23 protein-coding genes are annotated in these 25,379 nt (G+C 71.6%); 6 read left to right on the top strand and 17 right to left on the bottom strand.

The genetic code is table 11. From position 1 onward, the window contains the following. Positions 1 to 520 precede the first annotated feature (520 nt). Entirely contained in the window at positions 521 to 2,287 is a 1,767-nt protein-coding gene (leuA, locus tag ADK54_RS02040; protein WP_053723731.1) for a 2-isopropylmalate synthase, read from the bottom strand. Between the two features lie 345 nt (positions 2,288 to 2,632). On the opposite strand from leuA, the gene ADK54_RS02035 reads away from it, so the two are divergent. The 4 genes from ADK54_RS02035 to ADK54_RS02020 all read left to right on the top strand — a co-directional run bounded on the left by ADK54_RS02035 (position 2,633) and on the right by ADK54_RS02020 (position 6,480). Beyond that, positions 2,633 to 3,697 (top strand): M4 family metallopeptidase, encoded by a 1,065-nt coding sequence (locus ADK54_RS02035; protein WP_053723730.1) that lies wholly within the window; start codon positions 2,633 to 2,635, stop codon positions 3,695 to 3,697. A 45-nt stretch (positions 3,698 to 3,742) separates the two neighbouring features. Next, complete coding sequence (locus ADK54_RS02030) at positions 3,743 to 4,009, top strand: protealysin inhibitor emfourin (RefSeq protein WP_053723729.1); 267 nt, start codon at positions 3,743 to 3,745, stop codon at positions 4,007 to 4,009. A gap of 53 nt (positions 4,010 to 4,062) precedes the next feature. Next, a complete protein-coding gene (locus tag ADK54_RS02025) occupies positions 4,063 to 4,881 on the top strand; it encodes a GNAT family N-acetyltransferase (RefSeq protein WP_420717254.1) in 819 nt (272 codons plus the stop codon). Between the two features lie 144 nt (positions 4,882 to 5,025). Further along, the gene (locus ADK54_RS02020) at positions 5,026 to 6,480 is read left to right on the top strand and encodes a serine hydrolase domain-containing protein (RefSeq protein WP_053723727.1); all 1,455 of its coding nucleotides are present in this window, start codon (positions 5,026 to 5,028) and stop codon (positions 6,478 to 6,480) included. Positions 6,481 to 6,549: 69 nt separating this feature from the next. Here ADK54_RS02020 and era read toward each other — a convergent pair whose 3' ends face one another. From era to ADK54_RS01985, 7 genes are all read right to left on the bottom strand, one after another. Beyond that, a complete protein-coding gene (era, locus tag ADK54_RS02015) occupies positions 6,550 to 7,503 on the bottom strand; it encodes a GTPase Era (RefSeq protein ID WP_078966069.1) in 954 nt (317 codons plus the stop codon). A 90-nt stretch (positions 7,504 to 7,593) separates the two neighbouring features. Further along, entirely contained in the window at positions 7,594 to 8,388 is a 795-nt protein-coding gene (locus ADK54_RS02010) for a hypothetical protein (protein ID WP_053723725.1), read from the bottom strand. A 28-nt stretch (positions 8,389 to 8,416) separates the two neighbouring features. Next, entirely contained in the window at positions 8,417 to 9,364 is a 948-nt protein-coding gene (locus tag ADK54_RS02005) for a WxL protein peptidoglycan domain-containing protein (protein WP_053723724.1), read from the bottom strand. Between the two features lie 61 nt (positions 9,365 to 9,425). After that, positions 9,426 to 10,745: a beta-xylosidase gene (locus ADK54_RS02000; RefSeq protein ID WP_199826839.1), complete on the bottom strand. Its 1,320-nt coding sequence runs from the start codon at positions 10,743 to 10,745 to the stop codon at positions 9,426 to 9,428. Positions 10,746 to 10,987: 242 nt separating this feature from the next. After that, positions 10,988 to 11,473 carry a hypothetical protein gene (locus tag ADK54_RS01995; RefSeq protein ID WP_053723722.1) on the bottom strand — a complete coding sequence of 162 codons (486 nt, stop codon included), beginning with the start codon at positions 11,471 to 11,473 and terminating at the stop codon, positions 10,988 to 10,990. A gap of 329 nt (positions 11,474 to 11,802) precedes the next feature. Next, the gene (locus tag ADK54_RS01990; RefSeq protein ID WP_053723721.1) at positions 11,803 to 12,147 is read right to left on the bottom strand and encodes a cytidine deaminase; all 345 of its coding nucleotides are present in this window, start codon (positions 12,145 to 12,147) and stop codon (positions 11,803 to 11,805) included. 42 nt (positions 12,148 to 12,189) lie between these two features. Next, positions 12,190 to 13,011 carry a helix-turn-helix transcriptional regulator gene (locus ADK54_RS01985; protein WP_199826840.1) on the bottom strand — a complete coding sequence of 274 codons (822 nt, stop codon included), beginning with the start codon at positions 13,009 to 13,011 and terminating at the stop codon, positions 12,190 to 12,192. A 140-nt stretch (positions 13,012 to 13,151) separates the two neighbouring features. On the opposite strand from ADK54_RS01985, the gene ADK54_RS01980 reads away from it, so the two are divergent. Next, positions 13,152 to 14,561, top strand: a complete 1,410-nt coding sequence (locus tag ADK54_RS01980) for an MFS transporter (protein ID WP_053723720.1) — start codon at positions 13,152 to 13,154, stop codon at positions 14,559 to 14,561. 4 nt (positions 14,562 to 14,565) lie between these two features. Here ADK54_RS01980 and ADK54_RS01975 read toward each other — a convergent pair whose 3' ends face one another. The 6 genes from ADK54_RS01975 to ADK54_RS01950 all read right to left on the bottom strand — a co-directional run bounded on the left by ADK54_RS01975 (position 14,566) and on the right by ADK54_RS01950 (position 20,523). Beyond that, positions 14,566 to 14,919, bottom strand: coding sequence for an MmcQ/YjbR family DNA-binding protein (locus tag ADK54_RS01975; protein WP_053723732.1), 354 nt, complete (start codon positions 14,917 to 14,919; stop codon positions 14,566 to 14,568). Continuing rightward, on the bottom strand, positions 14,916 to 16,214 hold the full coding sequence (locus tag ADK54_RS01970) for a hemolysin family protein (RefSeq protein WP_053723719.1): 1,299 nt from the start codon (positions 16,212 to 16,214) through the stop codon (positions 14,916 to 14,918). Before ADK54_RS01970 ends, ADK54_RS01975 begins: the two co-directional genes overlap by 4 nt. Further along, the gene (gene ybeY / locus ADK54_RS01965) at positions 16,211 to 16,708 is read right to left on the bottom strand and encodes an rRNA maturation RNase YbeY (RefSeq protein WP_053723718.1); all 498 of its coding nucleotides are present in this window, start codon (positions 16,706 to 16,708) and stop codon (positions 16,211 to 16,213) included. The genes ADK54_RS01970 and ybeY overlap by 4 nt, the downstream gene beginning before the upstream one ends. A gap of 13 nt (positions 16,709 to 16,721) precedes the next feature. After that, positions 16,722 to 17,771, bottom strand: a complete 1,050-nt coding sequence (locus ADK54_RS01960; RefSeq protein ID WP_053723717.1) for a PhoH family protein — start codon at positions 17,769 to 17,771, stop codon at positions 16,722 to 16,724. A gap of 145 nt (positions 17,772 to 17,916) precedes the next feature. Then, the gene (locus ADK54_RS01955; protein WP_053723716.1) at positions 17,917 to 19,035 is read right to left on the bottom strand and encodes a carbohydrate kinase family protein; all 1,119 of its coding nucleotides are present in this window, start codon (positions 19,033 to 19,035) and stop codon (positions 17,917 to 17,919) included. Between the two features lie 192 nt (positions 19,036 to 19,227). Continuing rightward, positions 19,228 to 20,523 carry a glucarate dehydratase family protein gene (locus ADK54_RS01950; protein ID WP_053723715.1) on the bottom strand — a complete coding sequence of 432 codons (1,296 nt, stop codon included), beginning with the start codon at positions 20,521 to 20,523 and terminating at the stop codon, positions 19,228 to 19,230. 326 nt (positions 20,524 to 20,849) lie between these two features. On the opposite strand from ADK54_RS01950, the gene ADK54_RS01945 reads away from it, so the two are divergent. Beyond that, complete coding sequence (locus ADK54_RS01945) at positions 20,850 to 22,157, top strand: MFS transporter (protein ID WP_053723714.1); 1,308 nt, start codon at positions 20,850 to 20,852, stop codon at positions 22,155 to 22,157. 503 nt (positions 22,158 to 22,660) lie between these two features. Here the strand turns inward: ADK54_RS01945 and ADK54_RS01940 are convergent. The 3 genes from ADK54_RS01940 to ADK54_RS01930 form a co-directional block, all read right to left on the bottom strand. After that, positions 22,661 to 23,665 (bottom strand): adenosine deaminase, encoded by a 1,005-nt coding sequence (locus ADK54_RS01940; RefSeq protein ID WP_053723713.1) that lies wholly within the window; start codon positions 23,663 to 23,665, stop codon positions 22,661 to 22,663. A gap of 91 nt (positions 23,666 to 23,756) precedes the next feature. After that, positions 23,757 to 24,668: a ribonuclease Z gene (locus tag ADK54_RS01935; protein ID WP_053723712.1), complete on the bottom strand. Its 912-nt coding sequence runs from the start codon at positions 24,666 to 24,668 to the stop codon at positions 23,757 to 23,759. 61 nt (positions 24,669 to 24,729) lie between these two features. Further along, entirely contained in the window at positions 24,730 to 25,089 is a 360-nt protein-coding gene (locus tag ADK54_RS01930) for a histidine triad nucleotide-binding protein (RefSeq protein ID WP_053723711.1), read from the bottom strand. Between the last annotated feature and the right edge of the window lie 290 nt (positions 25,090 to 25,379).

Here is a 25,379-nt window from a genome sequence, read left to right as displayed (position 1 = left end):
GGGGTGGGCCACCCCAAACCCTCAGCTCAGGGCGGCCCTGCGGGCGGCGGTCTCCCCACCCCGCCCCTCCCCGAAACCCTCCGGGGGCGGGGTGGAAAAGGCCCACCCCGGGGCTCCGCCCCGACCCCCGGTGGGGGCCCCGCCCCCTGCACCCCCGCTCGCACCTGAGCGGCGCTCGTCCTCAATCGCCGGACAGGCTGGGGTGCCTGCACGGGCGGCGCGCACGAGGCCGGACGGGCTGGGGCACGCACCCCGCCAGGGCTGGTGCCGCCAGGGGCGCGGGGAACTGCGCGACCAGCCACCCACGATCCGCACCCGAAACAACCACACACAACCCGCCCCCAACCCGACCCCACCCACCCCCGGAGGGTCTGGGGAAGGGGCGGGGAGGGGCCATCGACGGCTGGGGCGGAGCCTCAGCGCCCCCGCCGGGCCACGGCGACCCACCTCCAGCCCCTCCGGCGTTTGAGGAGCGGGGGCGTGGGGGGGGCAGGGCTCCCACACCTCGGCCGGGCCAGGGTCAGCGGGATGCGCGGTTGACCGCCGAGATGACCGCCTTCAGCGATGCCCGCGTCGTGTTGGCATCGATGCCGATGCCCCACAGCACGACCCCGTCGATGGCGCACTCGATGTACGACGCGGCCTGCGCGGACGCACCCTCGCTCATCGTGTGCTCCTGGTAGTCCAGCAGCCGCGCGTCGACCCCGATCGCGGCCAGCGCCTCGAAGAAGGCCGAGATCGGGCCGTTGCCGGTGCCGGTCAGGACCGTGTCCTGGCCGTCGACGACCGCCTCGACGGTCAGCGTGTCGCGGCCGTCCTTGTCCGTCGTCGTCTGACCCGAGCGCAGCTGGATGCGACCCCAACGAGCGGCGGCGTTCTGCGGGTTGGGCAGGTACTCGTCCTGGAAGACCGACCAGATCGCGGCCGGGGTGACCTCGCCGCCCTCGGAGTCCGTCTTCTGCTGGATGATCTTCGAGAACTCGATCTGCATCCGGCGCGGCAGGTCCAGCTTGTGGTCGTTCTTCAGGACGTAGGCGATTCCGCCCTTGCCCGACTGCGAGTTGACCCGGATGACGGCCTCGTACGAGCGGCCGACGTCCTTCGGGTCGATGGGCAGGTACGGAACCGCCCATTCGATCTCGTCCACCGTCTTGCCCGCGGCGGCCGCGTCCGCCTGCATCGCGTCGAAGCCCTTCTTGATGGCGTCCTGGTGGGAGCCGGAGAAGGCGGTGTAGACCAGGTCGCCCGCGTAGGGGTGGCGCGGGTGGATCTCCATCTGGTTGCAGTACTCACTCGTCCGACGAATTTCATCGATCTGGGAGAAGTCGATCTGCGGGTCCACGCCCTGGCTGAACAGGTTCATGCCCAGGGTCACCAGGTCGACGTTGCCGGTGCGCTCGCCCTGGCCGAACAGGCAGCCCTCGATGCGGTCCGCGCCGGCCATGATCGCCAGCTCGGCGGCCGCCACCGCCGTACCGCGGTCGTTGTGGGGGTGCACGGACAGGCACACGTACGCGCGGCGCGACAGGTTGCGGCTCATCCACTCGAAGCGGTCCGCGTGCGTCGAGGGGGTCGAACGCTCCACCGTGGCGGGCAGGTTGAGGATGATCTCGCGGCCCTCCTCGGGCTGCCAGACGTCGCACACCGCCTCGCAGACCTCCAGCGCGAAGTCCAGTTCGGTGTCCGTGAAGATCTCGGGCGAGTACTGGTAGCCGAAGATCGTCTCGTCGCCCAGGATCTTGTCCGCGTACTCCATGACCAGCCGGGTGCCGTCCACGGCGATCTGCTTGACCTGGTCCTTGGTGCCGCGGAAGACGACCCGGCGGAAGGTGGGGGCGGTCGCGTTGTACAGGTGCACGGTCGCGCGGTGGGCGCCGCGCAGGGACTCCACCGTGCGCTCGATCAGCTCTTCGCGGGCCTGGGTCAGGACGGAGATCGTCACGTCCTCGGGGATCGCGCCCTCTTCGATGATGGAGCGCACGAAGTTGAAGTCGGTCTCGCCGGAGGAGGGGAAGCCGACCTCGATCTCCTTGTAGCCCATGCGCACCAGCAGGTCGAACATCTCGCGCTTGCGGGCCGGGCTCATCGGGTCGATCAGGGCCTGGTTGCCGTCTCGCAGGTCGGTCGACAGCCAGCGCGGGGCCTTGGTGATCCGGCCGTTCGGCCAGGTGCGGTCGGGGATGTCCACGGCGTCGTACTGACCGTACTTGTGGATCGGCATCCCGGACGGCTTCTGCGTCTGGGTGGCGTTGGTGACGGGGGTCGGGCGACCAACGGGCTGAGACATGGCGTGCGGCTCCTCGATGCTTGGCGAGAGGGACGGCCGACTGTCGAGCGCAACACCAAGATCCCGCGGGGAGGGGGTCGGCCTACGACTACAGGCCCTCGCCGCGGCAGCTAAGGAGAAGCAGCCCGATACGCATGATGCCGCAGCCTAGCCGAGGGACGGCGCGAGCGCCGGTCCCGTATCAGTATGCGGGACACCGAAACCGATTCGGACAAAAGGTGACGTATGCCTCGCCATCGGCATCTCGTGGGCACGAATGGCCGGGAACAGTCGTAGAGAAAGCACGCTTCACAATCATGGTGGCGACTAGTGACAGCACCATGACCCAGTGCCACATTGCCCGGCATGGACGCCACCACCAACCCGGTTTTCTGCACCATCATTCCGCCCCACGTCTTCGACCGGCTCATCGAGGCCGAGGACCCCGCGCTCGCGCGCATCGCCCGCAGGACCTTCATCGCGGACGCCGCCCAGCGCACCGAACGCCGGCTGACCACCGTCCTCGGCGCCGAGCCGGTCCCGCCGCTCGCGGGCGCGGCCGCCGACCAGCCGCAGCGCACCGTCTACGACGCCCAGCACACCACCACCCTGCCCGGCCACAAGGTCCGCGGCGAGGGTGAGCAGCCCGTCCAGGACGCGACCGTGAACCGCGCGTACGCGGGGCTCGGGGCGACCTTCGAGCTGTACCTCAAGGCGTACCAGCGGCATTCGATCGACGGCAACGGGATGCCCCTGAACGCGTCGGTCCACTTCGACCACAGCTACAACAACGCCTTCTGGAACGGCACCCAGATGGTGTTCGGCGACGGTGACGGCCAGATCTTCCTGGACTTCACGCTGCCCGTGGACGTCATCGGCCACGAGCTCACCCACGGCGTCACCCAGCACACCGCTAACCTCACCTACTTCGGCCAGCCGGGCGCCCTGAACGAGTCCATGTCGGACGTCTTCGGCTCGCTCGTCAAGCAGTACTCCCTCGACCAGGACGCCCACCAGGCCGACTGGCTCATCGGCGCGGGCCTGCTCGCGCCCGGCGTCCACGGCGACGCGCTCCGCTCGATGAAGGCCCCGGGAACGGCGTACGACGACGTCGTGCTCGGCAAGGACCCGCAGCCCGCCACGATGGACCACTACGTGACCACGGGCCGCGACAACGGCGGCGTGCACATCAACTCGGGCATCCCCAACCACGCCTTCTACCTGCTGGCCGACGCGCTCGGCGGCAAGGCCTGGGAGCGGGCCGGGCAGATCTGGTACGACGTGCTCACCGGCGGGCACCTCGGCACGCAGGCGATGTTCAAGGACTTCGCGAAGCTCACGGTGGCCGCGGCCAAGGCGCGCTACGGCGACGGCGCGGAGTACCAGTCGGTGCAGAAGGCCTGGTCGCAGGTGGGGGTCCCGACCTCCTGACGCGCACCCGCTGACGTAGTGGACAGGGGCTGCTAGACAGAGGCCATGCGTATCCAGGTTTCCCGCACAGGAGGATTCGCCGGCATCGAGCGCCGGGCCGAGGTCGACACCTCGGGCCGGCCCGATGCCGCCGAATGGCACGCCCTGGCGAAGGCGGCGCTCGACGGGGGCCACGCCGAGCCGTCGATCGGCGTGCCGGACGGCTTCCACTACGAGATCACCGTGGACGGCCGGACGGTGCACTGCGCCGATCCGCGCCTGACCGAGGCCCAACGCGCCCTGATCACCAGGGTGTTGAAGGAAGGCGCGTAGGCGGCGCCGAAACCGGGGTGCGGGCCGGCCGGGCGGCTGCTTTGATGCGCACCATGAGCCTGCCTGCCCGCACCCAGTTGGACGACCTTGAGCGCTACTACGATGCGGCGCCCAGGAGTTCGGCCCGCGCCGAGGACTTCGGTCCGCTGACCCTCTTCGTCCGCGAGGGCGCGGGCTGGCCCTTCTACGCACGGCCCGCCCTCGGCCACGCCGGGCCGGTGACGGCCGCCGATGTCGACCGGGTGCGGGCCCGCCAGCGCGAGCTGGGCGCGCCCGAGGCCTTCGAGTGGGTCGCCGAGGTGAGCCCCGGGCTGCGCGCAGCGGTCGAGGAGTCGGGCCTCGCGGTGCACGAGCACCCGCTGATGGTGCTGGACCCCGAGGCGCCGACCGCCGAGCCCCACCCCCTGGTCCGTGTGCTGGGCCCGGCCGATCCGCTGCTGCACGCGGCCCTGGTCGTGCCCCATCTCGCATTCTCCGCGCCCGGTACGGGAGTCGGCCCGGCGGGCCCGGCCGAGCTGGCCGCCGAGATCACCGCCCGCGCCGGCGACGGCCGGTCCTGCCAGGTCGCCGAGCGGATCCGGGCGGGCCGCACGGCGCTGGCGGCGGCGATCGAGGACGGCCTTCCGCTCTGCTCCGGGATGCACAACCCGGTGGGCCCGGTCACCGAGATCGTCGGGGTCGGCACGCTGCCCGCCGCGCGGCGCCGGGGCCTTGGGCGTGCGGTCACCGCGGCCCTTGTCGCGGACGCGCGGGCCCAGGGGGCGGCGACGGTCTTTCTGTCGGCGGGCGACGCGGACGTGGCCCGGATGTACGCGACCTTGGGGTTCCGCCCGGCGGGCACGGCCCTGATCGCCGAACCGGCCGACGCCTGACGGCCATTGAGAGCAGCCGCGCTTCGGCCCGGCCGCGCGGGCGCCCTCGGCGCGTAGATCGACTCCCCTTGCGCACGCCGCACCCTCATGCGTACAGTGTGCGCATCGGGAGCACGGGGTACGCATCACTGGAGGGGAAGCGGCATGTCGAAGAACGTGAGCTGGGACGAGCGGGGCAACTGGCGGGCCGAGGGCGAGTGGGGCGCCGACGACTCCGGCGGTGAGCGCGTCCACCTCGACCAGTGGCAGGCGAAGCTCGACCGGCTGCGCCAGACCCACCACGTGCCCGGTGCCACCCTCGCCGTGCTCACCGGCGGCAAGATCCACGAGCTGGCGAGCGGGATACTGCACACCGGCACCGGCGTGGAAGCCACCACCGATTCGGTCTTCCAGCTCGGCTCCCTCGCCAAGACGTACACCGCGACCCTGGTCATGCAGCTCGTCGACGCGGGCAAGCTGGACCTGGACGCGCCGGTCCGCGAGGTGCTCGCGGACTTCACCGTCGCCGACGAGGAGGCGAGCCGGACCATCACGCCGCGCCAACTGCTCTCCCACACCAGCGGCCTGACCTGCGACTTCACCTTCGACTCCGGGCGCGGTGACGACTGCCTTGAGCTGTACGTCGACGCCGCCAAGGGGGTCGCCCTTGACTGCCCGTCCGGCAGCGCCTGCTCCTACAGCAGCCTCGGCTTCAACGTGCTCGGCCGCATGATCGAGGTGATCACCGGCACGACCTGGGACCAGGCGCTCAAGGACCTGCTGCTCGCCCCGCTCGGCGTGACCCACACGATGACGCTGCCCGAGGAGGCGCTCAGCTTCCGGGCCGCGATGGGCCACCTCGGCGAGTACGGCGAGGACCCCGCCCCGGCGCCGGCCTGGGACATGATGCCGCGCTCGGCGGGCCCGTACGGACGCGTCATCGCCAGCGCCGGTGACGTGGCCCGGCTCGCGCAGCTGCACCTCGCCGGCGGCACCGCCCCCGACGGGACGCGGGTGCTGACCCCGGGCAGCGTCTCCGCGATGCAGACCCGCGAGGTCGACTCCCCCGACAAATGGACCGTCCACGCGGACGGCTGGGGCCTGGGCTGGACTCTGTACGACTGGAACGGCATCACGGGCTTCGGCCACGACGGCGCCTCGATCGGCCAGTACGGCTTCCTGCGCGTGGTGCCGAGCGCCGGTGTCGCGGTGGTGCTCCTGACCAACGGCGGCGACGCGCGCCGCCTCTACGAGGAGCTTTTCGCCGACCTCCTCGGCGAGCTGGCCGGCGTCCGGATGCCCGCGCCGTTCGGGCCGCCGGCCGAGCCGGTCGAGGTGGACTTCGCGCCGCTCACCGGCACGTACGAGCGCGAGGGCGTCCTCATCACCGTCTCCGAGCCGGAGGACGGCAAGCCGCACCTGGTGTACGAGTTCGTCGGTGGCATGAAGGACTTCTCGCCACCGCTGGAGATGGACCTCGTCGCGGTCACGGACAAGGTGTTCGCGGGCGCGGGCTCCGGCGCGTACAGCGCGGACTGGATGCCGGTCGTCTTCTCCACCCTCCAGGACGGCACGGCCTGCTGCTACATCGGCATGAGGTGCGCGCCGAAGGTGGCGTAGCCCTCGCCGCGACGCGAAGACCCCCGCCGGGCAGGGCCTCGGCGGGGGTCTTCGGTTGCGTCGGTGTGCTCAGAACCCGAGCTTGCGGAGCTGCTTGGGGTCGCGCTGCCAGTCCTTGGCGACCTTGACGTGCAGGTCGAGGAAGACCGGCGTGCCGAGGAGTGCCTCGATGTGCTTGCGGGACTTCATGCCGACCTCCTTCAGGCGCTTGCCCTTGGGGCCGATGATGATGCCCTTCTGGCTGGGGCGCTCGATGTAGACGTTGGCGTGGATGTCCAGGAGCGGCTTGTCGGCGGGCCGGTCCTCGCGCGGAATCATTTCCTCCACGACGACGGCGATGGAGTGCGGCAGCTCGTCCCGTACGCCTTCGAGGGCGGCCTCGCGGATCAGCTCGGCGACCATGACCTGCTCGGGCTCGTCTGTGAGGTCGCCCTCGGGGTAGAGCGGCGGGCTGTCGGGCAGCAGCGGGATGATCAGGTCCGCGACGAGCTGGACCTGCTGGTCGCCGACCGCCGACACCGGCACGATCTGCGCCCACTCGAAGCCGAGCTCCTTGGAGAGCTGGTCCACGGCGATGAGCTGCTCGGCGAGCGTCTTGGAGTCGACCAGGTCGGTCTTGGTGACGATCGCGATCTTGGGGGTCTTCTTGATCCCGGCGAGTTCCTTGGCGATGAACTTATCGCCGGGGCCGAGCTTCTGGTCGGCGGGCAGGCAGAAGCCGATCACGTCGACCTCGGCCCACGTGGTGCGGACCACGTCGTTGAGGCGCTCGCCGAGCAGGGTGCGCGGCTTGTGGAGGCCGGGGGTGTCCACCAGGATCAGCTGGGCGTCCGGGCGGTGCACGATGCCGCGCACGGTGTGCCGGGTGGTCTGCGGGCGGTTGGAGGTGATGGCCACCTTCTGCCCGACCAGAGCGTTCGTGAGGGTGGACTTGCCCGCGTTGGGGCGGCCGACGAAGCAGGCGAAGCCGGCCCGGTGGGTGGGTTCGGCGGCGGTGTCAGCGGCAGGGGTACGAGCGCTCATGCCGCCCATTCTCCCCGATCCCGGGGGCCCCGCCGCCCAGCCCGCCGGAAACGGGCCCCGCGCGGGGCCCGGCCCCACGTCCCGGCACCCCTACGGCTGGGGTGTAGCGCCCTGGGCCACCGTGTGGAGGCGGGCGGCGGCCTTCGCCAGGAGCGCGGGGAGCAGGGCCGGGTCCGCCGGGGTCTGGGCGGCGAAGGTCACCGTCGAGACGTTCGCGCCCTCGCGGACGGTGAGGACCTGCATGTGGAGCTCGGTGCCCGGCACCGAGGCCAGTGGCGCCGTGACCCGCATGCCCACCGACTCGTCGCCCAGCTTCGCCACGCTCTCCGGCTTGACCTCGCTCTTCTCGGGCCCGCCCCAGTTGAAGTCGAGCGAGCCCCCGTCGCAGGCGGCGGGCAGCGCGCGGGAGGCCGCGACCGCCTTGGCCGCCTCCTCGGCGGAGGGATACGCCACGACCCGGAACGTGAGGTGCTCGGTGTCGGAGTCCTTGGCGTAGTCGCGGGTCGAACTCGCCGCGTCCTGGCCCTCCTTGGGCCCGTTCCACGTCTCCATGTACGTGTCGCACTGCGCGCTGTTGGTGCTCTCGGTACCGCCCTCGGCGCCGACGTCCGAGTTGTCGCCGCCGCTGACGTCCTCGGAGGGGCTGTCCGCCGGCTCCTGGTCCTCGGCCCAGCCCGCGCCGACTTCCCGCGCGGTGAGCAGCGCCGCGTCGGTCTGCGCCTGGGTGAACGGCTTGCCCCCGACGGCGGGCTTGGCCGCGCCCTGGGCGGGCGACGCGGATTTCTCCGACGCCGCGTCCCCCGAGCCGCCGCACCCCGCGACCGTGACCAGCGCCGCCAGCACCGCCGCGTACCCCGTCAGCTTTTCCCTGCGCCCCGTCCGCATGACGGTTGCCCCTCACCTGCCGTACGTGTCATGACCGGGCCACGATACGACGGCGCACGATCCGCTGGGCGACCAAGGCGAGGGCGGCGGCGAGGAGGACTCCCCCGGCCAGCCAGGGCAGGGCCAGGAAGGAGGCCGCCGCCGAGCCCCGCGCGTCCTTGGCGCTTGCGGTCAACTTGACGTCGCCCCAGTCGAGTTGGGGAGCCCCGTGCCACGCCTCGGTGAGTGTGACCTGCTGCCCGGGCAACAGCTCGGAGGGGACTTTGGTCAGGTTGCGGCTGAGCAGCGTGCGGCCGAAGAGTCCGGTCGCGCTCAGGTCGACCTTGGGGTTGAGCGTGACGTTGCCCCGGTTGTGCAGGGTGTACGTGATGTCGGTGCGGCTCTCCCCGGTGCCGGGGACCAGCGGCCGGTGCTGGGCGAGCGAGACGTGCTCGACGGCGAGGGCGGGGACGGTGGGACCGCCGACGCGCAGATAGACCCGGGCGCCCACGGCCTGCTGGATGCCGACGGCGACCTTGCCGTCGGCGGCCGTTCCCGGCGCGACGCGGTCGTCGAGCGCGACCAGGGCGCCGACGTGGTCGCCGGGCTCGGCGTCCGGCGGCACGGCGAGCGTGAAGGGCACGGTGACCGAGGAACGGGCCGGGACGGTGATCACGCTCTGGGCGGGCTTGGCCCAGGCCCCCACCCCGCTCTGGTGCTCCTGCTCCGAGCGCACGGCGAACCCGCCGTCGCGCTCGGTGTTGTACGCGTCCGCCCCGTACAGCCGGAAGGTCAGCGGCACCGACGTCTTGTTGGTGACGGTCACCTTGTCGGCGAGGGTGGTGCCGGGGTCGGCGGAGAGGTAGAAGTACGGGCGCTGGGCGCTGCCCGTGGAGGCGGGGAAGACGGACCAGTTGCCGTTGTCGGCGGCGCGGGCCGCGGGCGCGGCGAGCACGGCGAGCACGGCGGCCAGGAGGAGTGCGGACAGCTTGCGCACGGTGCGGGACCCCCGGGGACGGGTGGGCCGGCCGGGTGCGCGCCCGGCCCACGAGTGGACATCAGGTGAGGGTGAGGGTCAGTACGCCGCTGTAGGCGCCGGGCGCGGTGAACGCCGGCACGTCCAGCGAGAGCTTCGCGTCCACGGTGAACTCGCCGCCGGTGAGCGCCGCGTTCGGGGTGGAGGCGAGGGTGGCTCCCGCGCTGCCCACGCTGCCGGCCGAGCCCGCGGCGCACACGGACGGGGAGCCGGGCTTGGTGGCGCACGCCGGTGTCCAGCTGAGCTTGCCCGCGTCGATGGAGCCGCCGGGGCCGGTGAAGTTGGTGACCTTGCCGGTCAGGGACCAGCCCGCGGGGCCGCCGCGGAAGTCCTGGACCGTCACGGTCTTCAGATCGCCGGTGGAGGCGCCGCCCTTGCCGAAGTCGACCGCGCCCAGGTCGACGCTGTCACCGGCCTGGGACATCGCGAGGGTGCCCGCGGTCACGGCCGCGTTGAGCTTCTGGCTCGGTCCGGTCGGCGGCGGTCCGCTGTTGACCTTGTACGCCACCGGGCCCGCGCCGTTCGCCGGGTCCCAGGCCGCCCCTTCGTAGGCCACGATCCCGGTGGTCGCCGGGTCCTTGATCGCCGGCCGGGCGGTGAAGCCGCCGTTGGCGTCCGACTTGAAGGTGATCTTGTCGGCGGTGGTGGCGGTGCCGTTCCAGCCCGCGACGGTGACGTCCGCGTTCGGGGTGAACTTGGACCCGGTGACCGTCGTGCGGTCACCGGCGTTGCCCGCGGCCGGGGAGGCCGTGATCGCGCGCTGGTTGACCTGTCCGCCGCCGTCCGTGGCGTTGACCGTCTCGGAGACCGGGGCGGGCGGGTTGGTGACGGTGCAGGGTGTGTCCAGCTCCATGATGTAGCTGGTGTGGATGTTGTAGTCGCCGGGCGACAGGGTGATCGCGCCGGCCTTGGTGGCGGTGAAGCTGCCGCTCATGGAGAACGCCGGGAACGCGCCCTTGCCGGGCACCGGATCGTTCTTCTTCGGGCCCGCCACGTCCACGGTGCCGGTCTGGGCGCCCGCGAGGACGACCTTTCCGGTCGGGGTCATGATGTCGGCGGGCAGGGCGATGTCGACGGGGTTGCTGGCGGCGGGCTTGTTCACCGTGTAGGTGACGGTGACCTTGTCGCCGACCTTGGGTGCGGCGTTGTCGACGGTGATGGTCGCGTTCGTGGTGCCGTCGATCGGCGGGATTCCGGCGATGGCCGGCGGGATGCAGTGCGTGGCGAAGTCGACCGGCGTCGCGGCCAGTGCGCTCGCGGGTGCGGCGAGCGCGCCGGTCCCCGCGGCGAACGCGACCGCCCCCAATACGGCGGCCAGACGCCGTCTTCGACGTTCCGACATGGGCTTGCCCCCCTTCCTGAAGTGGCACAGCGCGGCTCGGCTGCGCCGACAGGGAGCCATTGACGGCTCGGGGCGAAAAGAAGTCAATGCCCTCCCGCCGCACCAACTGATGACCCATCAGATACTGTCAAGATCCTGGCATTTCAGGCCACTTGGGCGTGCTGCGGCCACACGAAAGCCGGCGCCGCCCGGGACGGCACCGGCTCGTTCTGCGTGGTGCGTGCCTGTTGCCTCCGCGCGGATCAGTCGAAGACGAACGGGCCCGGCGCCTGCGAGGTCGTCGCGTCGCAGTTCACCGAGACCCCGAAGATCGTCATCGACAGGGCGGTGCCGGCGAAGTACGAGTCGAGGCTGTCACCGGAGGCGACGGTCCCGTTCAGCGGGCCGATCGTGACCGGGTCGCCCGCGCTGAGCGCGGGGTTGGCCTGGCCGCTGAACACCGTGGTGCCGCCCGCGCCCTTGGCGAGGGTCAGGTTCGCGCTGATCTGGTTGGCGCCGACGGCGACCGGCGTGGTGACGGCCGAGGTCAGCGTGATGGTCGCGGCCGTACCGCTCTGGGTCGCGGTGAGCGTGGCACCGCCACCGCCCCAGCTCCCGCAGTCGTACGTGGCGGTCGCCGAGCCCGGCGAGACGGCGGCCGCGCTCGGCGCGAACGCGAGGCCCGCCACGGCCACCGCCCCCACCGCGAGTGCGGCCCGCGCGACCGGCCTTCTGGTGCTCTTACGCATGATTCCCCTTCCCGTTACAGGGAGTTGATCGTCTGCCGCGTCATCGGCACACGACCGCGCAGCGGCCCCCGGTTGGCCCACGCGCACGGGTGCGCGGGCGTGCGGGCATGGCTCTGCAGGGGCTGCGGCAACTGCGCGGAGGGAGCGCATCCGACTCCGGCGCGGGGCTGCGGCTCTGCGCCCCGTGCCGACCGCCCGCGAATCTGACGGACCGTCGGATCGACTGTCGTCCATTGATGCGCGGGCCGCTCGGGATTGCAAGGGCCATCGCCTTGATTCTTAAGGGACAGGGGAGGAAAGGGGGGCGGGGCGTCCGTCGCCCCCTCGGCTCAGGCCCTGGCCCGTACTTCCCCGTCCGGGCCCGCGAGCAGGACCGGGGTGTCGGGGCCGCCCAGGTCCCGTACCGCCGACAGGTCCGCTTCCGCGGGGCCGGGTGCCTCTGTCACCACGGCGGCCGCCTCCAGGGACTTCGCGCCGCTGGCCACCGCCATCGCTACGGCGGTCTGGAGGGCGGACAGCTTCAGGGAGGCGAGCTCGACCGTTCCGGCGACGTACGTGCGGCCGGTCTCGTCGCGCACGGCGGCGCCCTCGGCCACGCCGTTGCGGGCCCGGGCGCTGCGCGCCAGCGTGATGATCTTGCGGTCCTCGGGGTCGAGTTCGGTGCTCTGAGTCATGCCCCGAGCATAAGGAGTGCCGGGCACCGAGGCCGCGGGGGCTCAGCCCGCGATCGGATACATCGACCCCCGTCGGCCCTCCGGCGACGTCAGCCACTCCAGCTTCTCGGCGGTGTCCGTGTTCGGCAGCGGGGTGTGCAGCACGATCACCAGGTCCGGGCGGGCCGGGACGCGCAGTTGGGTCGACTCGACGTGCAGGGCGCCGACGAGCGGGTGCTCCATCTCCTTGCGGAGCAGCCCGCCGGGCTGGACGTCGCGCCGCTCCCACAGCTCCACGAACTCCGGGCTGAGCTCCTTGGCCTGTTCGACGACCGCCTGGAACCCCTCGTCGTCGGGCCGCTCCGAACAGGCCGCCCGGAACTGGGCGACGACGGTGCAGGCGATCTCGTCCCAACGCTTGGCGCGGGCACGGTAGATGGGGTCGCTGAAGAACGCGAGCAGACAGTTCTGCACGATCTCCGGGCGCATCCCGAGGACGAGCGCGGCCGCGTCGTTGTACATCACCGTGTTCCAGTACGCGTCCATGATGTGCGCGGGGAACGGCATCCAGGCGTCGATCAGGCGCTGAAGCCCGTGGCACATGTCGACGTTCGAAGGGTCGACCTCCGGCGCCGGCGGATTCAGCCCGGCGAGCACGTACAGGTGGCGGCGCTCGGCGCTGGTCAGCTGGAGGACCCGGCCCACCGAGTCAAGGACCTGCGGCGACACCGTGATGTCGCGGCCCTGCTCCAGCCACTGGTACCAGGAGACCCCGACCCCGGCGAGCACGGCGACCTCCTCGCGGCGCAGCCCCGGGGTGCGGCGGCGGGCCCCGCCGTCGGGCAGCCCGGCCTGCCTGGGGGTGATCCTGGCCCGCCTGCTCATCAGGAACTCGCGCAGTTCACTGCGGCGGTGCTTGTCGATCGGTGTAGCCACGAACTCCCCCTGTCTGCTGCCTGGTGGTGCCACCAACAGGATAAGTTCCCACTCTCCACGGGCATTCCCGGGCCGCGAAGGTAGTGGCCATGGCGATCGATACACAGACGACAATCACCGGGCCGCACACGGCGGCTCCCCAGGCGGACCGGCTGACCGGCCGGGCCAAGCTGGTCCTCTTCGTGCTCTGCGCCGCCCAGTTCATGGTGGCGCTCGACTTCTCCGTACTGAACGTGGCGCTGCCCGCGCTCGGCAAGGACCTGGGCCTGAGCCAGTCCGCACTGCAGTGGGCGGTCACCGCGTTCGCCCTGCCGTCGGGCGGCTTCCTGCTCCTGTTCGGCCGCATCGCCGACCTCTTCGGCCGCAAGAAGCTGTTCCTGACCGGCCTCGCGCTGTTCGGCGCGGCCTCGCTGCTCGCCACCCTCGCCTGGGACCCGGCGTCCTTCCTGACCGGGCGCGCGCTGCAGGGCCTGGGCGCGGCCGTCATCGTGCCGACCGGCATGTCCCTGCTGACCACGACGTTCCCCGAGGGCCCGCTGCGCGACAAGGCGCTGGGCATCTCCGGCACTCTGCTGTCGCTGGGCTTCACCATCGGCATGGTCCTCGGCGGCATCATGACCGACACCCTGGGCTGGCGCTCCACGATGGGCCTGCTGGTGGCCTTCGCGGCGATCGTGCTCGTCCTCGCCCCCGGCCTGCTGCCCGAGTCCCGCACCCCCGAGCGGCCGCGCCTGGACGTGCCCGGCGCCGTCACCGTCACCGGCGGTCTGCTCGCGGTGATCTACGCCCTGTCGACGGCGGCCCAGCGCGGCTTCGGCGGCGTGGACGTCTGGGGCACCCTGCTCGCGGGCCTCGCCCTGCTCGCCGCGTTCGTGGTCGTCGAGTCGAAGGCCTCGGCACCGCTGGTCTCGCTGCCGATGCTGAAGCGCCGCACGGTGGCCTGGGGCAACCTGGGCGGCCTGGTCACCTTCTCGATGATGTCGACGGTCGTCTTCGTACTGACCCTCTACCTCCAGGAGACCCTGAGCCTCTCGTCCTTCCAGACCGGCCTGATCTTCGGCATCCAGGGCGTCGCCTCGGCCGTCGCCGGCACGTACGCCGCCAAGTTCATCGGCCGCTTCGGCGCCCGGCGGGTCCTGGTCGGCTCGCTGCTCGGCCAGGGCGTCTTCATCGCCGCCCTGCTCGGCCTCGGCACCGGGTCGGGCGCCCTGCTCGCGACCGTCGCCGTCTCGCTGGCCAGCATGTGCCACCTCGGCGCGATCATCTCGTACGGCGTGACCGTGACCAGCGGCGTCCCGGACGAGGAGCAGGGCCTGGCGACCGGCCTCGTCACCACCACCCAGCAGGTCGGCCTGACCGTCGGCATCCCGTTGCTCGGCGTGCTCGCCACCACGCAGGCCTCGCTGTTCGACGGGGTGCGCACGGTGCTCGCGATCGACGCGGTGATCGTGATCGCGGCGGCCGCCCTGGTCGGCCTCGGCCTGCGCAAGCGGGCTTGAGGAGTCAGGCCCGGTCGAGCCGGAGCCGCTCGGCCTTCGGCAGACCGGCGACCACCAGGTCGTACGAGTCCTCGATGAGCTCCCGGACCAGCCGGTCCGGGAGCCCGGCCACGTCCACGGTGTTCCAGTGCCGCTTGTTCATGTGCCAGCCCGGCACGATCGCGGCGTGCTCCTCGCGCAGCCGGACCGCGTCGTCCGGGTCGCACTTGAGGTTGACGGTGAGCGGCTTCCCGTCGAGCGCGGTGAGCGCGAACACCTTCCCGAGCACCTTGAAGACGGAGGTCTCCGGGTTGAACGGGAACTCCTCCGTCGCCGCGTTGAACTCCAGGCAGAACGCCCTCAGTTGCTCGGGCTTCACTCCGCGCTCCACTTCCCCTCGTCGTCCTTGGTCGGCTCCACCAGTACGGTGACGATCTTGTTGCGGCGGCCGGCCGGGGACTCGGCGGTGAGCCGCAGCCGGCGCGCGTCGGGCAGTTCCACCACGGCGGAGGCGCCCGCGATCGGCACCCGGCCGAGCGACTTGGCGAGCAGCCCGCCGACCGTCTCCACGTCCTCGTCGTCGAACTCGTCGAAGCCGAACAGCTCGCCCAGGTCGCCGATGTCGAGCCGGGCGGTCACCCGGAAGCAGCCGTCCGCGAGCTCGGTGACCGGCGGCAGTTCGCGGTCGTACTCGTCGGTGATCTCACCGACGATCTCCTCCAGGATGTCCTCGATGGTGACGATGCCCGCGGTACCGCCGTACTCGTCGATGACGACCGCGACGTGGCTGCGCTGCTGCTGCATCTCGCGCAGCAGGTCACCGGCGTTCTTGGTGTCGGGCACGAAGGCGGCGGGCCGCATGGCGGTGGAGACGAGATCGGCCTCGGAGTCCCGGTTGATGTGCGTCTTGCGCACCAGGTCCTTCAGATAGACGATCCCGACGATGTCGTCCTCGTTCTCGCCGGTCACCGGGATCCGCGAGAAGCCGGAGCGCAGGGCGAGGGTGAGGGCCTGGCGGATCGTCTTGTACCGCTCGATGCAGACGAGGTCGGTGCGCGGCACCATGACCTCGCGCACCAGGGTGTCGCCCAGCTCGAACACCGAGTGCACCATCCGGCGCTCGTCGTCCTCGATCAGCGACTCCTGCTCGGCGAGGTCGACCATCGCCCGCAGCTCGGCCTCGGACGCGAACGGCCCCTTGCGGAAGCCCTTTCCGGGGGTGAGCGCGTTGCCGAGCAGGATCAGGAGCTGCGGGATCGGCCCCATGATCCTGGCCAGCGGCAGCAGCACGTACGCGGCCACCGTCGCGGTGTTCAGGGGGTGCTGCCGGCCGATGGTGCGGGGCGAGACGCCGACCGCGACGTACGAGACGAGCACCATCACGCCGATGGCGACGAGCAGCGCGGCCCAGGTCTCGCCGAACTCGTTGAGGCACACGTACGTGACGAGGACCCCCGCCGCCATCTCGCAGGCGACCCGCACCAGCAGGGCCACGTTGAGATAGCGCGTCGGGTCGGAGGCGATCTGGGCGAGCTTGGCGCTACCGCGCCGCCCGGTGCGGACCGCCTCCTCCGCGCGGAAGGAGGACGTACGGGCGATGCCGGCCTCTGCGCAGGCCGCTAGCCAGGCGACGACGACCAGCGCGACGGCGCCCGCGATCAGTTGGCCGGTCATGAGACGGTCGGCGCCGGGGAGGGACCGGTCAGGCCCTTCTCCGCGCGCCAGCCGTCCACGATCGCCGCCTGGAGACCGAACATCTCGGCCTTCTCGTCCGGCTCCTCGTGGTCGTAGCCGAGCAGGTGCAGCACGCCGTGGACGGTGAGGAGCTGGAGCTCCTCGTCCATGGAGTGCTGCGTCTCGGCGTCCTCGCCCTGCTTCTTGGCGACCTCGGGGCACAGCACGATGTCACCGAGGAGCCCCTGCGGGGGCTCCTCGTCGTCCTTCGACGGCGGACGCAGCTCGTCCATCGGGAAGGACATGACATCGGTCGGACCCGGCAGGTCCATCCACTGGATGTGCAGCTGCTCCATGGCCTCGCCGTCCACGACGATCACCGAGAGCTCGGAGAGCGGGTGGATCCGCATCCGCGTGAGGGCGTAGCGGGCGATGTCGAGGATCGCCTGCTCGTCGACCTCGGTTCCGGACTCGTTGTTGACGTCGATCGACATGGTGCGCTCTGCTCTACTTCCCGTTTCGGCCGCCCCGACCGTCCTGGCCCTGGCGGCTGTCGTACTGCTCGTACGCATCGACGATACGGCCGACGAGCTTGTGCCGTACGACATCCTGCGAGGTGAGCCGGGAGAAGTGCACGTCCTCGACGCCGTCCAGGATGTCCTGGACCTGCCGCAGACCGCTCTTCGTGCCGTTCGGCAGGTCGACCTGCGTGACGTCACCCGTGATGACGATCTTCGAGTCGAAGCCGAGCCTGGTCAGGAACATCTTCATCTGCTCGGCGCTGGTGTTCTGCGCCTCGTCGAGGATGATGAACGCGTCGTTGAGGGTCCTGCCTCGCATGTACGCCAGCGGGGCCACCTCGATCGTTCCGGCCGCCATCAGGCGCGGGATCGAGTCCGGGTCGAGCATGTCGTGCAGGGCGTCGTACAGCGGGCGCAGGTACGGGTCGATCTTCTCGTAGAGCGTGCCGGGCAGGAAGCCCAGGCGCTCGCCGGCCTCCACGGCCGGTCTGGTCAGGATGATCCGGGTGACCTGCTTGGACTGCAGGGCCTGGACCGCCTTGGCCATGGCGAGGTAGGTCTTGCCGGTACCGGCGGGGCCGATGCCGAAGACGATCGTGTGCTTGTCGATCGCGTCGACGTACCGCTTCTGGTTGAGGGTCTTGGGGCGGATGGTGCGGCCGCGGCTGGAGAGGATGTTCTGCGTGAGCACCTCGGCGGGTGTCTCACGGTTGCCGTCCCCGTTGGCCGTGTTGCCGTTCGCGCTGCCATTCGCCCGGAGCATGGCGATCGAGCGTTCCACTGCGTCCTCCGTCATCGACTGTCCGGTGCGGAGCACCAGCATCATCTCGTCGAACAGCCGCTGAATGAGGGCGACTTCCGTCGCGTCCCCCACGGCGCTGATCACATTGCCCCGTACGTGTATGTCGGCCGACGGGAAGGCCTTCTCGATCACGCGCAGCAGGGAGTCGCTGGAGCCCAGGATCGTCACCATGGGGTGCTTGGCCGGAATGGTGATCTGGGCGTGCGCCTGCGGGTGTGTGGGTGTCTGAGTCATGGGCCGGCTCTGTGGCCTGCACATACCTCCCGTTGCAGGGTTCTCGCTGCTCGGGAACCTCTGGGATACCAAGCGTACGACTTGCTGCGCGGGCGTCCGAGGGGTTTTCCACCCCGCTCCTGCCGGGGCGCCCCCGCCGACCCGGTCACGCCGGGTGGCGGAAGCCCAGGGTGGGGACTGCTCTGCGCAGGGGCCAGGTGCGGGCGGCGCCCGGGAGGAGGTCGGTCAGGAAGGTGTAGCGGCGCAGGGCCGACGGGTCCTGGTGGGCCAGGGTGCGGACCTTCTGCCACCAGCCCGCGATCTCCGCCCACCCCGGCGCCGACAGCGACCCCCCGAACTCCTGGACCGACAGCGCCGCCGTGAGCCCCGCGAAGGCGAGCCGGTCCGCGAGCGGCCAGCCGGCCAGGGTGCCGGTGACGAAGCCCGCCACGAAGACGTCGCCCGCCCCTGTCGGGTCCAGCGCCTCCACCTCGATGGCCGGCACGTCCGCCGTCTCGCCCGTCGCCCCGTCCACCGCGTACGCGCCCTCCGGCCCCAGCGTCACCACCGCCAGCGGCACCTTCTCGGCCAGGGCGCGGGCCGCCGCGCGCGGGCAGTCGGTGCGGGTGTAGGCCATCGCCTCGGCCGCGTTGGGCAGGAACGCCTCGCAGTGTTCGAGGTCGGGGAGCCCGGCCAGGTCCCAACGGCCGGTGTCGTCCCAGCCGACGTCCGCGAAGACGCGCGCGCCGGAGCGTGCCGCGTCCGCGATCCAGCCCTCGCCGCGCCCCGGCACCAGGGAGGCGACGGCGGCCCGGGCGCGCGGCGGGCAGGTGGGCGCGGACACTTCGTGGGGCGCCTCGTGGCCGTGGGTGACCATGGTGCGTTCGCCCTCGTACGCCATGGAGACGGTGACCGGGGAGTGCCAGCCCGGCACGGTGCGCGACAGCGACAGGTCGATGCCCTCGCCCTGTTCGAGCGCGTCCCAGCAGTACTCGCCGTAGTGGTCGTCGCCGAAGGCCGCGGCCAGCGAGGTGCGCAGGCCCAGGCGGGCGAGCGCGGTGGCCATGTTGGCGACGCCGCCGGGGCTCGAACCCATGCCGCGCGCCCAGGACTCGGTGCCGCGGACGGGGGCGGAGTCGAGCCCGGTGAAGATGATGTCGAGGAAGACCGTGCCGGTGAGGAAGACGTCGCAGGGCGGGTCGCGCGGGTCCCGCAGTCCGTCGAGCGGGTCGAGCCGGGAGGGCCGGCGTGGCTCGGCGCCCGAGGCGTGACGGCGCTCGGTCAAGGAGTCGGCGCCGCCGGGGCGACGCCAGTCCGCCGGTGCGTGGCCGGGCTCGGCAGGGCCGGGCGGGGAATCCGGGCCGGGCCACTGGGGCTCGTGGGGCGGCTGCTCTCTGCTGGGTCGTGTCGTCACGGCGGGCTCTCCGTTCGCGTACAGATCTGGCAAGTCTGCCCGATGTACGCCGGCCGGGGGCCGCTACCAGCGCGGCAGCTCCGGAACCGTCCAGTCCGCGTGCTCCGGCGCCCGGCGCATCGCGGCCGCGTCGTCGCGGTCGCGCAGGGTGCCGTCGTCGTCGAGCCAGCGCCGGTGGAGGCGGGCGAGTTCGGCGCGGTCGAGTTCGACGCCGAGGCCCGGGGCGTCGGACACCATCAGGCGTCCCTCGCGGAACTCGTGCCGGACGGTGATCACGTCCTCCGTCTGCCACGGGTAGTGGCTGTCGCAGGCGTGGTCGAGGTTGGGGACGGTCGCCGCGACGTGAGTCATCGCGGCGAGGCTGATGCCCATGTGGGTGTTGGAGTGCATGGACATGCCGACCCCGAACACCCGGCAGATCGCGGCGAGTTCACGCGTGTTGCGCAGCCCGCCCCAGTAGTGGTGGTCGGACAGGACCACCTGGACGGCGTCGGTCAGGAACGCCTGCCTGATCTCGGGGAACGTCGTCACGCACATGTTGGTGGCGAGCGGCACGCCCGTGCCCCGCGACACCTCGGCCATCGCGGCGGTGCCCGGCGCCGGGTCCTCCAGATATTCGAGTACGTCCGCGAGTTCGGCGGCGACCCGCAGCGAGGTCCCTGGCGTCCAGCCGCCGTTGGGGTCGAGCCGGAGCGGGTGGCCGGGGAAGGCGTCGGCCAGGGCGCGGACCGCGGCGACCTCCTGCTCGGGCGGAAAGACGCCGCCCTTGAGCTTGAAGGAGGCGAAGCCGTGCTCGCGCACGAAGCGGCGGGCCTGCTCGACGATCCCGGCGGGGTCGAGAGCCGCGCCCCAGCCGTCCTCCTCACCCGCGCCGTCGGGATGTTCGGCCCAGCGGTAGAAGAGGTACGCGCTGTACTCCACGCTGTCGCGGACCTTGCCGCCGAGCAGGGTGTGCACGGGCACGCCCCGGGCCTTGCCGAGCGCGTCCAGGCAGGCCACCTCGAACGCGGAGACGACGGACAGGCGCAGCTTGTCGGCGGTCTGGACGCCGCGCAGTCCGCCGACGTCGACCGAGTCGTCGACCCGGGAGTCAGACACCCCGATCTTGTTCACCAACGTGAACAGCCCATTGAGGTCGGCGACGTCGTGCCCGAGCACGGCCCCGGCGTACGGGCGGGCCAGTTCGAGGTACTTGCCGTCGCCGTACGTCTCGCCGATTCCGGTGGTGCCGTCGGCCGTGACGACCTCGACGACCAGGCGGGGCGTGTAGGGCTGGTGCACGCCCTGGACGTTGAGGAGCGGGGGGTCGGAGATGAGGACCGGCGTGAGCCGCACCTCGGCGATCTGCTGTCCGCGCACGGCGACATCTCCCCTATGCGATCTCGTCCATCAACAAGCAATCCAACCTCGTCCATCAACAAAAATCGAGACTAGGTATGTGAACAAGCCGACGTCAAGGGAACCACCCTCCGGCGACCACCCCCAACTCCCTTCCCCGCGAATGAAATTCGCTCGTTTACCCGACCCCCCCCAGACCAAACAATATGTGACCCAGATCACCGACTCTCGGCTTTTCGTGCACTCGGGACGCTTGATACAAATTGGGCCCGCGATCCCGTACAACACCGGACGCCTCCCCCCTCTTTGACCTCCCTGCCCCACGGGCACTGTTCCTTGGAACGCCCATGTCCGCACGCTCCCGTGCCGCCTGGCCCCTGGTCGCCGTCTTCACCGCCGGCTACCTCGCCGCGTACCTCCTTCCCACCGTCGTCGGCCGCCTCTCGGCAGGGCTCGGGCTCTCGCCCACGCAAGCCGGACTGGTCGGCTCCACCCTGCTGTTGAGCTCGGCGACGGCCGGTTTCACCCTCGCCTCCCGAGTGGAGCGGCACGGCCCGCGCCGCCTCGCCAGACTCGGTCTGCTCCTCGCGATCACGGGGTACGGCGGCGCCGCCCTGACCACCCTGGTCCCGCTCGTCGTGGCGGGCGCGGTGGTCGGCGGCCTCGGCTCCGGTACGGCCACGGCGGTGGCCGCGGCCGGTATCGCCGCCCAGCGCGACCCCCACCGGGCCTCCACGCTGGGCCTGCTCTCGGTGTCCGCGACGGCGGGCGCGCTCTATCTGACGATCCCTCACCTCGGCGGCGGGCACGCCACTCCGCTCGCCGCGATCGCGGTGGTGGCGGCGCTGGTGTGGCCCGCCACGCGGCGGCTTCCGGACGCGTACGACTCGGGCCGCCCGGTGGAAACCGTCGAGACCACGGGCGTACGGCTCCCCCACCGCCGCTCCGGTACGGTCCTGGCCGCCACCATGCTCTGCTGGTCCCTCGCGCAGAACGCGCTGTGGGGGGTGAGCGGGCGGATCGGCCTCACCCAGGCCGGGCTGACCGAGGTCACCGTCGGCATGGTCTTCGCGGCCGGGCTCGGCGCGGGGCTGCTCGGCGTCCTTGGCGCGGGTGCGCTCGGCGCGCGGCTCGGGCGGGCGGTGCCGATCGGGGCGGGCACGGCGATCATCGCGTGCTGCATCGTGGCGAGTTCCTCGGCGCGGGACCTCGTGTCCTTCGCGTCCGGCGAGATCCTCTGGAACGTCTTCTACCCGGTGGTCCTCTCCTACCTCATCGGCCTGTCCGCCTCGCTCGACCCGCGCGGCCGCTGGGCGGTGCTCGCGGGCTCGGCCTCCTCCCTCGGGGTCGCCTGCGGGCCGCTCACGGGCAGCCTGCTGTCGGAGTACGCGGGGTACCGGGGGATGGGGTTGGTGCTGTGCACCCTGCTGCTCCTGATCGCCGTGCCGCTGACGGCGGTTGCGCTGCACACGGCCGGGCGGCCGCTGGTGCCGGGCTCCATCCGGCGCCGGGGTGGTGCGGCGGCGGCCGTGGCGGCGGGCCGGGCCGGGGCCTCGTCCGCGCTGCTTCCGCAGATCGGGGTGCCGGAGCAGGAGGTCGCGGAGATCCCGATCAGCTCGCGGGCGAGGCGACGCCGCAAGGTCTTGGCGTCCTGAGCTTTCCCCCACCCCGCCCCTCCCCGAGACCCTCCGGGGGAATTCGCTCGGCTGACAGTCGGTACTCCTGGGGCTCCGCCCCAGACCCCGTTCGCGCCTGAAGGGCGCTCGTCCTCAAACTCCCCCAAGGCCTCAAGGGCCAGGGGGGGACCCCCATGACGGGCTGAAGATGCCCGACGCGGCCAGCACGACCCTGCTAGGGGCGCGGGGAACTGCGCGAGCAACCACCCACGGTCGGCAGCCGAAATCCGTCCACGGATCCACCCCCTCCGGTGATTGAGGGGCAGAAGCTGGAGCGGATCCACCAGGGCACAACCCTTACGACCCCCGGCATGGGCAGCCGGGTGGGCCATCGCCCGGGGTCCGAGGGCGGAGCCCCGGGGCTCGGCCTTTCGACTCCTTGCACGGGCGGGGGGGGGGGCGAACCCGCCGGGGTCTGGGGCGCAGCCCCAGGAGCTCAGCCACGCGGCGCTGGGCCACGTGCAGGGTGGCCCCCCAGCCAACTACTCCGCGTCGAAGTCGTACGCCTCCACCTCCGCCAGGTACCGCTCCCTCCGCCCCTCCTCCCCCTCCAGGAACGCCGCCTCGAACGAGTTCCGCGCCAGCTCCCTCAGGCGCTCGCGGGACACCCCGAGCGCCTCCCGTACCGCGTGGAACGTGTCGTCCACGTACCCCCCGAAGTACGCCGGGTCATCGGAGTTGACCGTGCACAGCAGCCCCGCGTCCATCATCGCGGGCAGCGGGTGCTGCTCCAGGGTGTCGATCGCGCGCAGGCGTACGTTCGAGAGGGGGCACAGGGTGAGGGGGATGCGGTCGCGGGCCAGGCGGGCCACCAGTTCCGGGGATTCCAGCGCGCGCAGGCCGTGGTCGATGCGCTCCACGCCCAGCACGTCGAGCGCCTCGGTGATGTACTCGGGCGGCCCCTCCTCCCCCGCGTGCGCGACCCGGCGCAGCCCGAGCGAGGCGGCCAGTTCGTACACCTCGCGGAACTTGGCCGGCGGGTGGCCGACCTCCGCCGAGTCCAGCCCGACGCCAGTGATCCGGTCCAGGTACGGCCGCGCCGCCTCCAGCGTGAGCAGCGCCGACTCGGCCGGCTCGTCCCGCAGGAAGCAGAGGATGAGGCGAGTGGAGATGCCGTGCCGCTCCTCGCTTACCGACAGGGCGCGCCACAGGCCCTCCACCACCGTGCCGATGGGCACGCCCCGCGAGATGTGCGCCTGCGGGTCGAAGAAGATCTCGGCGTGGCGCACGCCCTGGGTGGCGGCCCGGGCCAGGTACGCGTCGGCCAGCGAGGCGAAGTCCTCCTCCGTCCGCAGCACCGTCATCAGCGAGTAGTACAGGTTCAGGAAGGACTGCAGGTCGTCGAAGAGGTACGCCTTGCGCAGTTCCTCGGTGTCGGCGTACGGCAGCTCGATGCCGTTGCGCGCGGCGAGTTCGAAGGCCAGCTCGGGTTCGAGGGTGCCTTCGATGTGGAGGTGGAGTTCGGCCTTGGGGATGGGGAGGGGCATGGGGGCTTTCCAGGGGGTCGTGCTTCAGGGGGCTTCAGCGGGGTGCTTCACACGGTGACGCTTCAGAAGGGGGGCTTGCGACGGTGGCGCCTCAGGGCGTGCGTTTGGGGACCGGGACCCTGACGAGGTCCGCGGCCACGGTCAGTTCGCCCTCGTACCCGGCGGCCCGTGCCTGCCGCTCGAATTCCCCGGGGTCGGAGTACCGCTGCGAGAAGTGCGTGAGCACGAGGTGGCGCACGCCCGCGTCACGGGCCACCGAAGCGGCCTGACCTGCCGTCAAGTGGCCGTGGTCCACGGCCAGTTGGAAGTCACCGTCCAGGAACGTCGACTCGATGACCAGCATGTCGCAGCCGTCCGCGAGGACGCTCACGCCCTCGCACAGGCGGGTGTCCATGACGAACGCGAACCGCTGCCCCCGCCGGACCTCGCTGACGTCGTCGAGGGTGACGCCGTTCAGCTCGCCCTCGCGTTGCAGGCGCCCCACGTCGGGGCCCTTGATGCCGCGCTCGGCGAGCAGCTCGGGCAGTATCCGCCGCCCGTCCGGCTCGACGATCCGGTAGCCGTACGACTCGACGGGGTGCGACAGCCTGCGTGCCTCAAGGGTGTACGAGGCCGTCGTGGCCAGCACCGCGCCCTCGCCCGCGACCGGCTCCTGGGCCAGCGGTACGGATTCGCGGTAGGCCGTGGCGTACCGCAGCCGCTCGAAGAAGTGCTCGCCGCTGAGCGGGTAGTGCGCGGTGACCGGGTGCGGGACCCGGTCGAGGTTGATCCGCTGGATCACCCCGGCCAGGCCCAGCGAGTGGTCACCGTGGAAGTGCGTGACGCAGATCCGGTTGATGTCGTGGGCGGCGACCCCGGCCCGCAGCATCTGCCGCTGGGTGCCCTCGCCGGGGTCGAAGAGGACGCCCTCGCCGTCCCAGCGCAGCAGATAGCCGTTGTGGTTGCGGTGCCGGGTGGGGACCTGGCTGGCGGTGCCGAGCACCACCAATTCACGTACGGACACGGTGGGTTGCCTTGCTGTGCGGGCTGTGCGGGGTGGTTGGAGCAGGTGTCCGAACAGGCTTTTATCCGGGCGGCCACTGAAGGCCGCGGCCGCCCAGGACGTGTGCGTGCGCGTGGAAGACGGTCTGGCCGGCGCCGCTGCCGGTGTTGAAGACGATCCGGTAGCCGGTGCCGTCGACCTTCTCCTCGCGGGCGACCTCCCCGGCCTCGCGCACCACGTCCGCGAGGATCGCCGGTTCGGCGGCGGCGAGGGCTGCGGCGTCGGGGTGGTGGACCTTGGGGATGACCAGGATGTGAGTGGGCGCCTGGGGGTTGATGTCGCGGAAGGCCACGGCCGTCTCGGTCTCCCGCACGACGGTCGCCGGGACATCGCCCGAGACGATTTTGCAGAACAGGCAGTCGGCCTGCGGCTCTCCGGCCACGGTCCGGTCCTCCTTGGTCGCGTTGATCAGGTAACCGCATGCTACTCAACGCGTTCCGGCGTTCCGGCTCATGGTGGGGGCGGCTCGGCTCGTGCGCTGCGCGCTACTTGCCGCGGAAGGACTCCGTGACGGTGACGGTCACCGTGACCGTGGGGTGCCCGCCGGGGGCGGGGGTGGCGGGGCCCGTGGTCGGGGCGGGGGGGTTGCAGGTGCGGGGGACACTGGGGCGGGAAACGGGGTTTTCGGGGACCTTTGGCCGCCGGGCCCCCTTCCCCCACAAACCCCCCCCC

The organism is Streptomyces sp. WM6378 (assembly GCF_001279695.1).
Lineage (GTDB): Bacteria > Actinomycetota > Actinomycetes > Streptomycetales > Streptomycetaceae > Streptomyces.
This window is presented reverse-complemented; position numbering and strand designations above follow the sequence as displayed.

Excerpts from the sequence above, each read along its gene's own strand:
- leuA (WP_053723731.1), bottom strand. The coding sequence starts at position 2,287 with ATGTCTCAGCCCGTTGGTCGCCCGACCCCCGTCACCAACGCCACCCAG.
- ADK54_RS02035 (WP_053723730.1), top strand. The coding sequence starts at position 2,633 with ATGGACGCCACCACCAACCCGGTTTTCTGCACCATCATTCCGCCCCAC.
- ADK54_RS02030 (WP_053723729.1), top strand. The coding sequence starts at position 3,743 with ATGCGTATCCAGGTTTCCCGCACAGGAGGATTCGCCGGCATCGAGCGC.
- ADK54_RS02025 (WP_420717254.1), top strand. The coding sequence starts at position 4,063 with ATGAGCCTGCCTGCCCGCACCCAGTTGGACGACCTTGAGCGCTACTAC.
- ADK54_RS02020 (WP_053723727.1), top strand. The coding sequence starts at position 5,026 with ATGTCGAAGAACGTGAGCTGGGACGAGCGGGGCAACTGGCGGGCCGAG.
- era (WP_078966069.1), bottom strand. The coding sequence starts at position 7,503 with ATGAGCGCTCGTACCCCTGCCGCTGACACCGCCGCCGAACCCACCCAC.
- ADK54_RS02010 (WP_053723725.1), bottom strand. The coding sequence starts at position 8,388 with ATGCGGACGGGGCGCAGGGAAAAGCTGACGGGGTACGCGGCGGTGCTG.
- ADK54_RS02000 (WP_199826839.1), bottom strand. The coding sequence starts at position 10,745 with ATGTCGGAACGTCGAAGACGGCGTCTGGCCGCCGTATTGGGGGCGGTC.
- ADK54_RS01995 (WP_053723722.1), bottom strand. The coding sequence starts at position 11,473 with ATGCGTAAGAGCACCAGAAGGCCGGTCGCGCGGGCCGCACTCGCGGTG.
- ADK54_RS01990 (WP_053723721.1), bottom strand. The coding sequence starts at position 12,147 with ATGACTCAGAGCACCGAACTCGACCCCGAGGACCGCAAGATCATCACG.
- ADK54_RS01985 (WP_199826840.1), bottom strand. The coding sequence starts at position 13,011 with ATGAGCAGGCGGGCCAGGATCACCCCCAGGCAGGCCGGGCTGCCCGAC.
- ADK54_RS01980 (WP_053723720.1), top strand. The coding sequence starts at position 13,152 with ATGGCGATCGATACACAGACGACAATCACCGGGCCGCACACGGCGGCT.
- ADK54_RS01970 (WP_053723719.1), bottom strand. The coding sequence starts at position 16,214 with ATGACCGGCCAACTGATCGCGGGCGCCGTCGCGCTGGTCGTCGTCGCC.
- ybeY (WP_053723718.1), bottom strand. The coding sequence starts at position 16,708 with ATGTCGATCGACGTCAACAACGAGTCCGGAACCGAGGTCGACGAGCAG.
- ADK54_RS01960 (WP_053723717.1), bottom strand. The coding sequence starts at position 17,771 with ATGACTCAGACACCCACACACCCGCAGGCGCACGCCCAGATCACCATT.
- ADK54_RS01945 (WP_053723714.1), top strand. The coding sequence starts at position 20,850 with ATGTCCGCACGCTCCCGTGCCGCCTGGCCCCTGGTCGCCGTCTTCACC.
- ADK54_RS01940 (WP_053723713.1), bottom strand. The coding sequence starts at position 23,665 with ATGCCCCTCCCCATCCCCAAGGCCGAACTCCACCTCCACATCGAAGGC.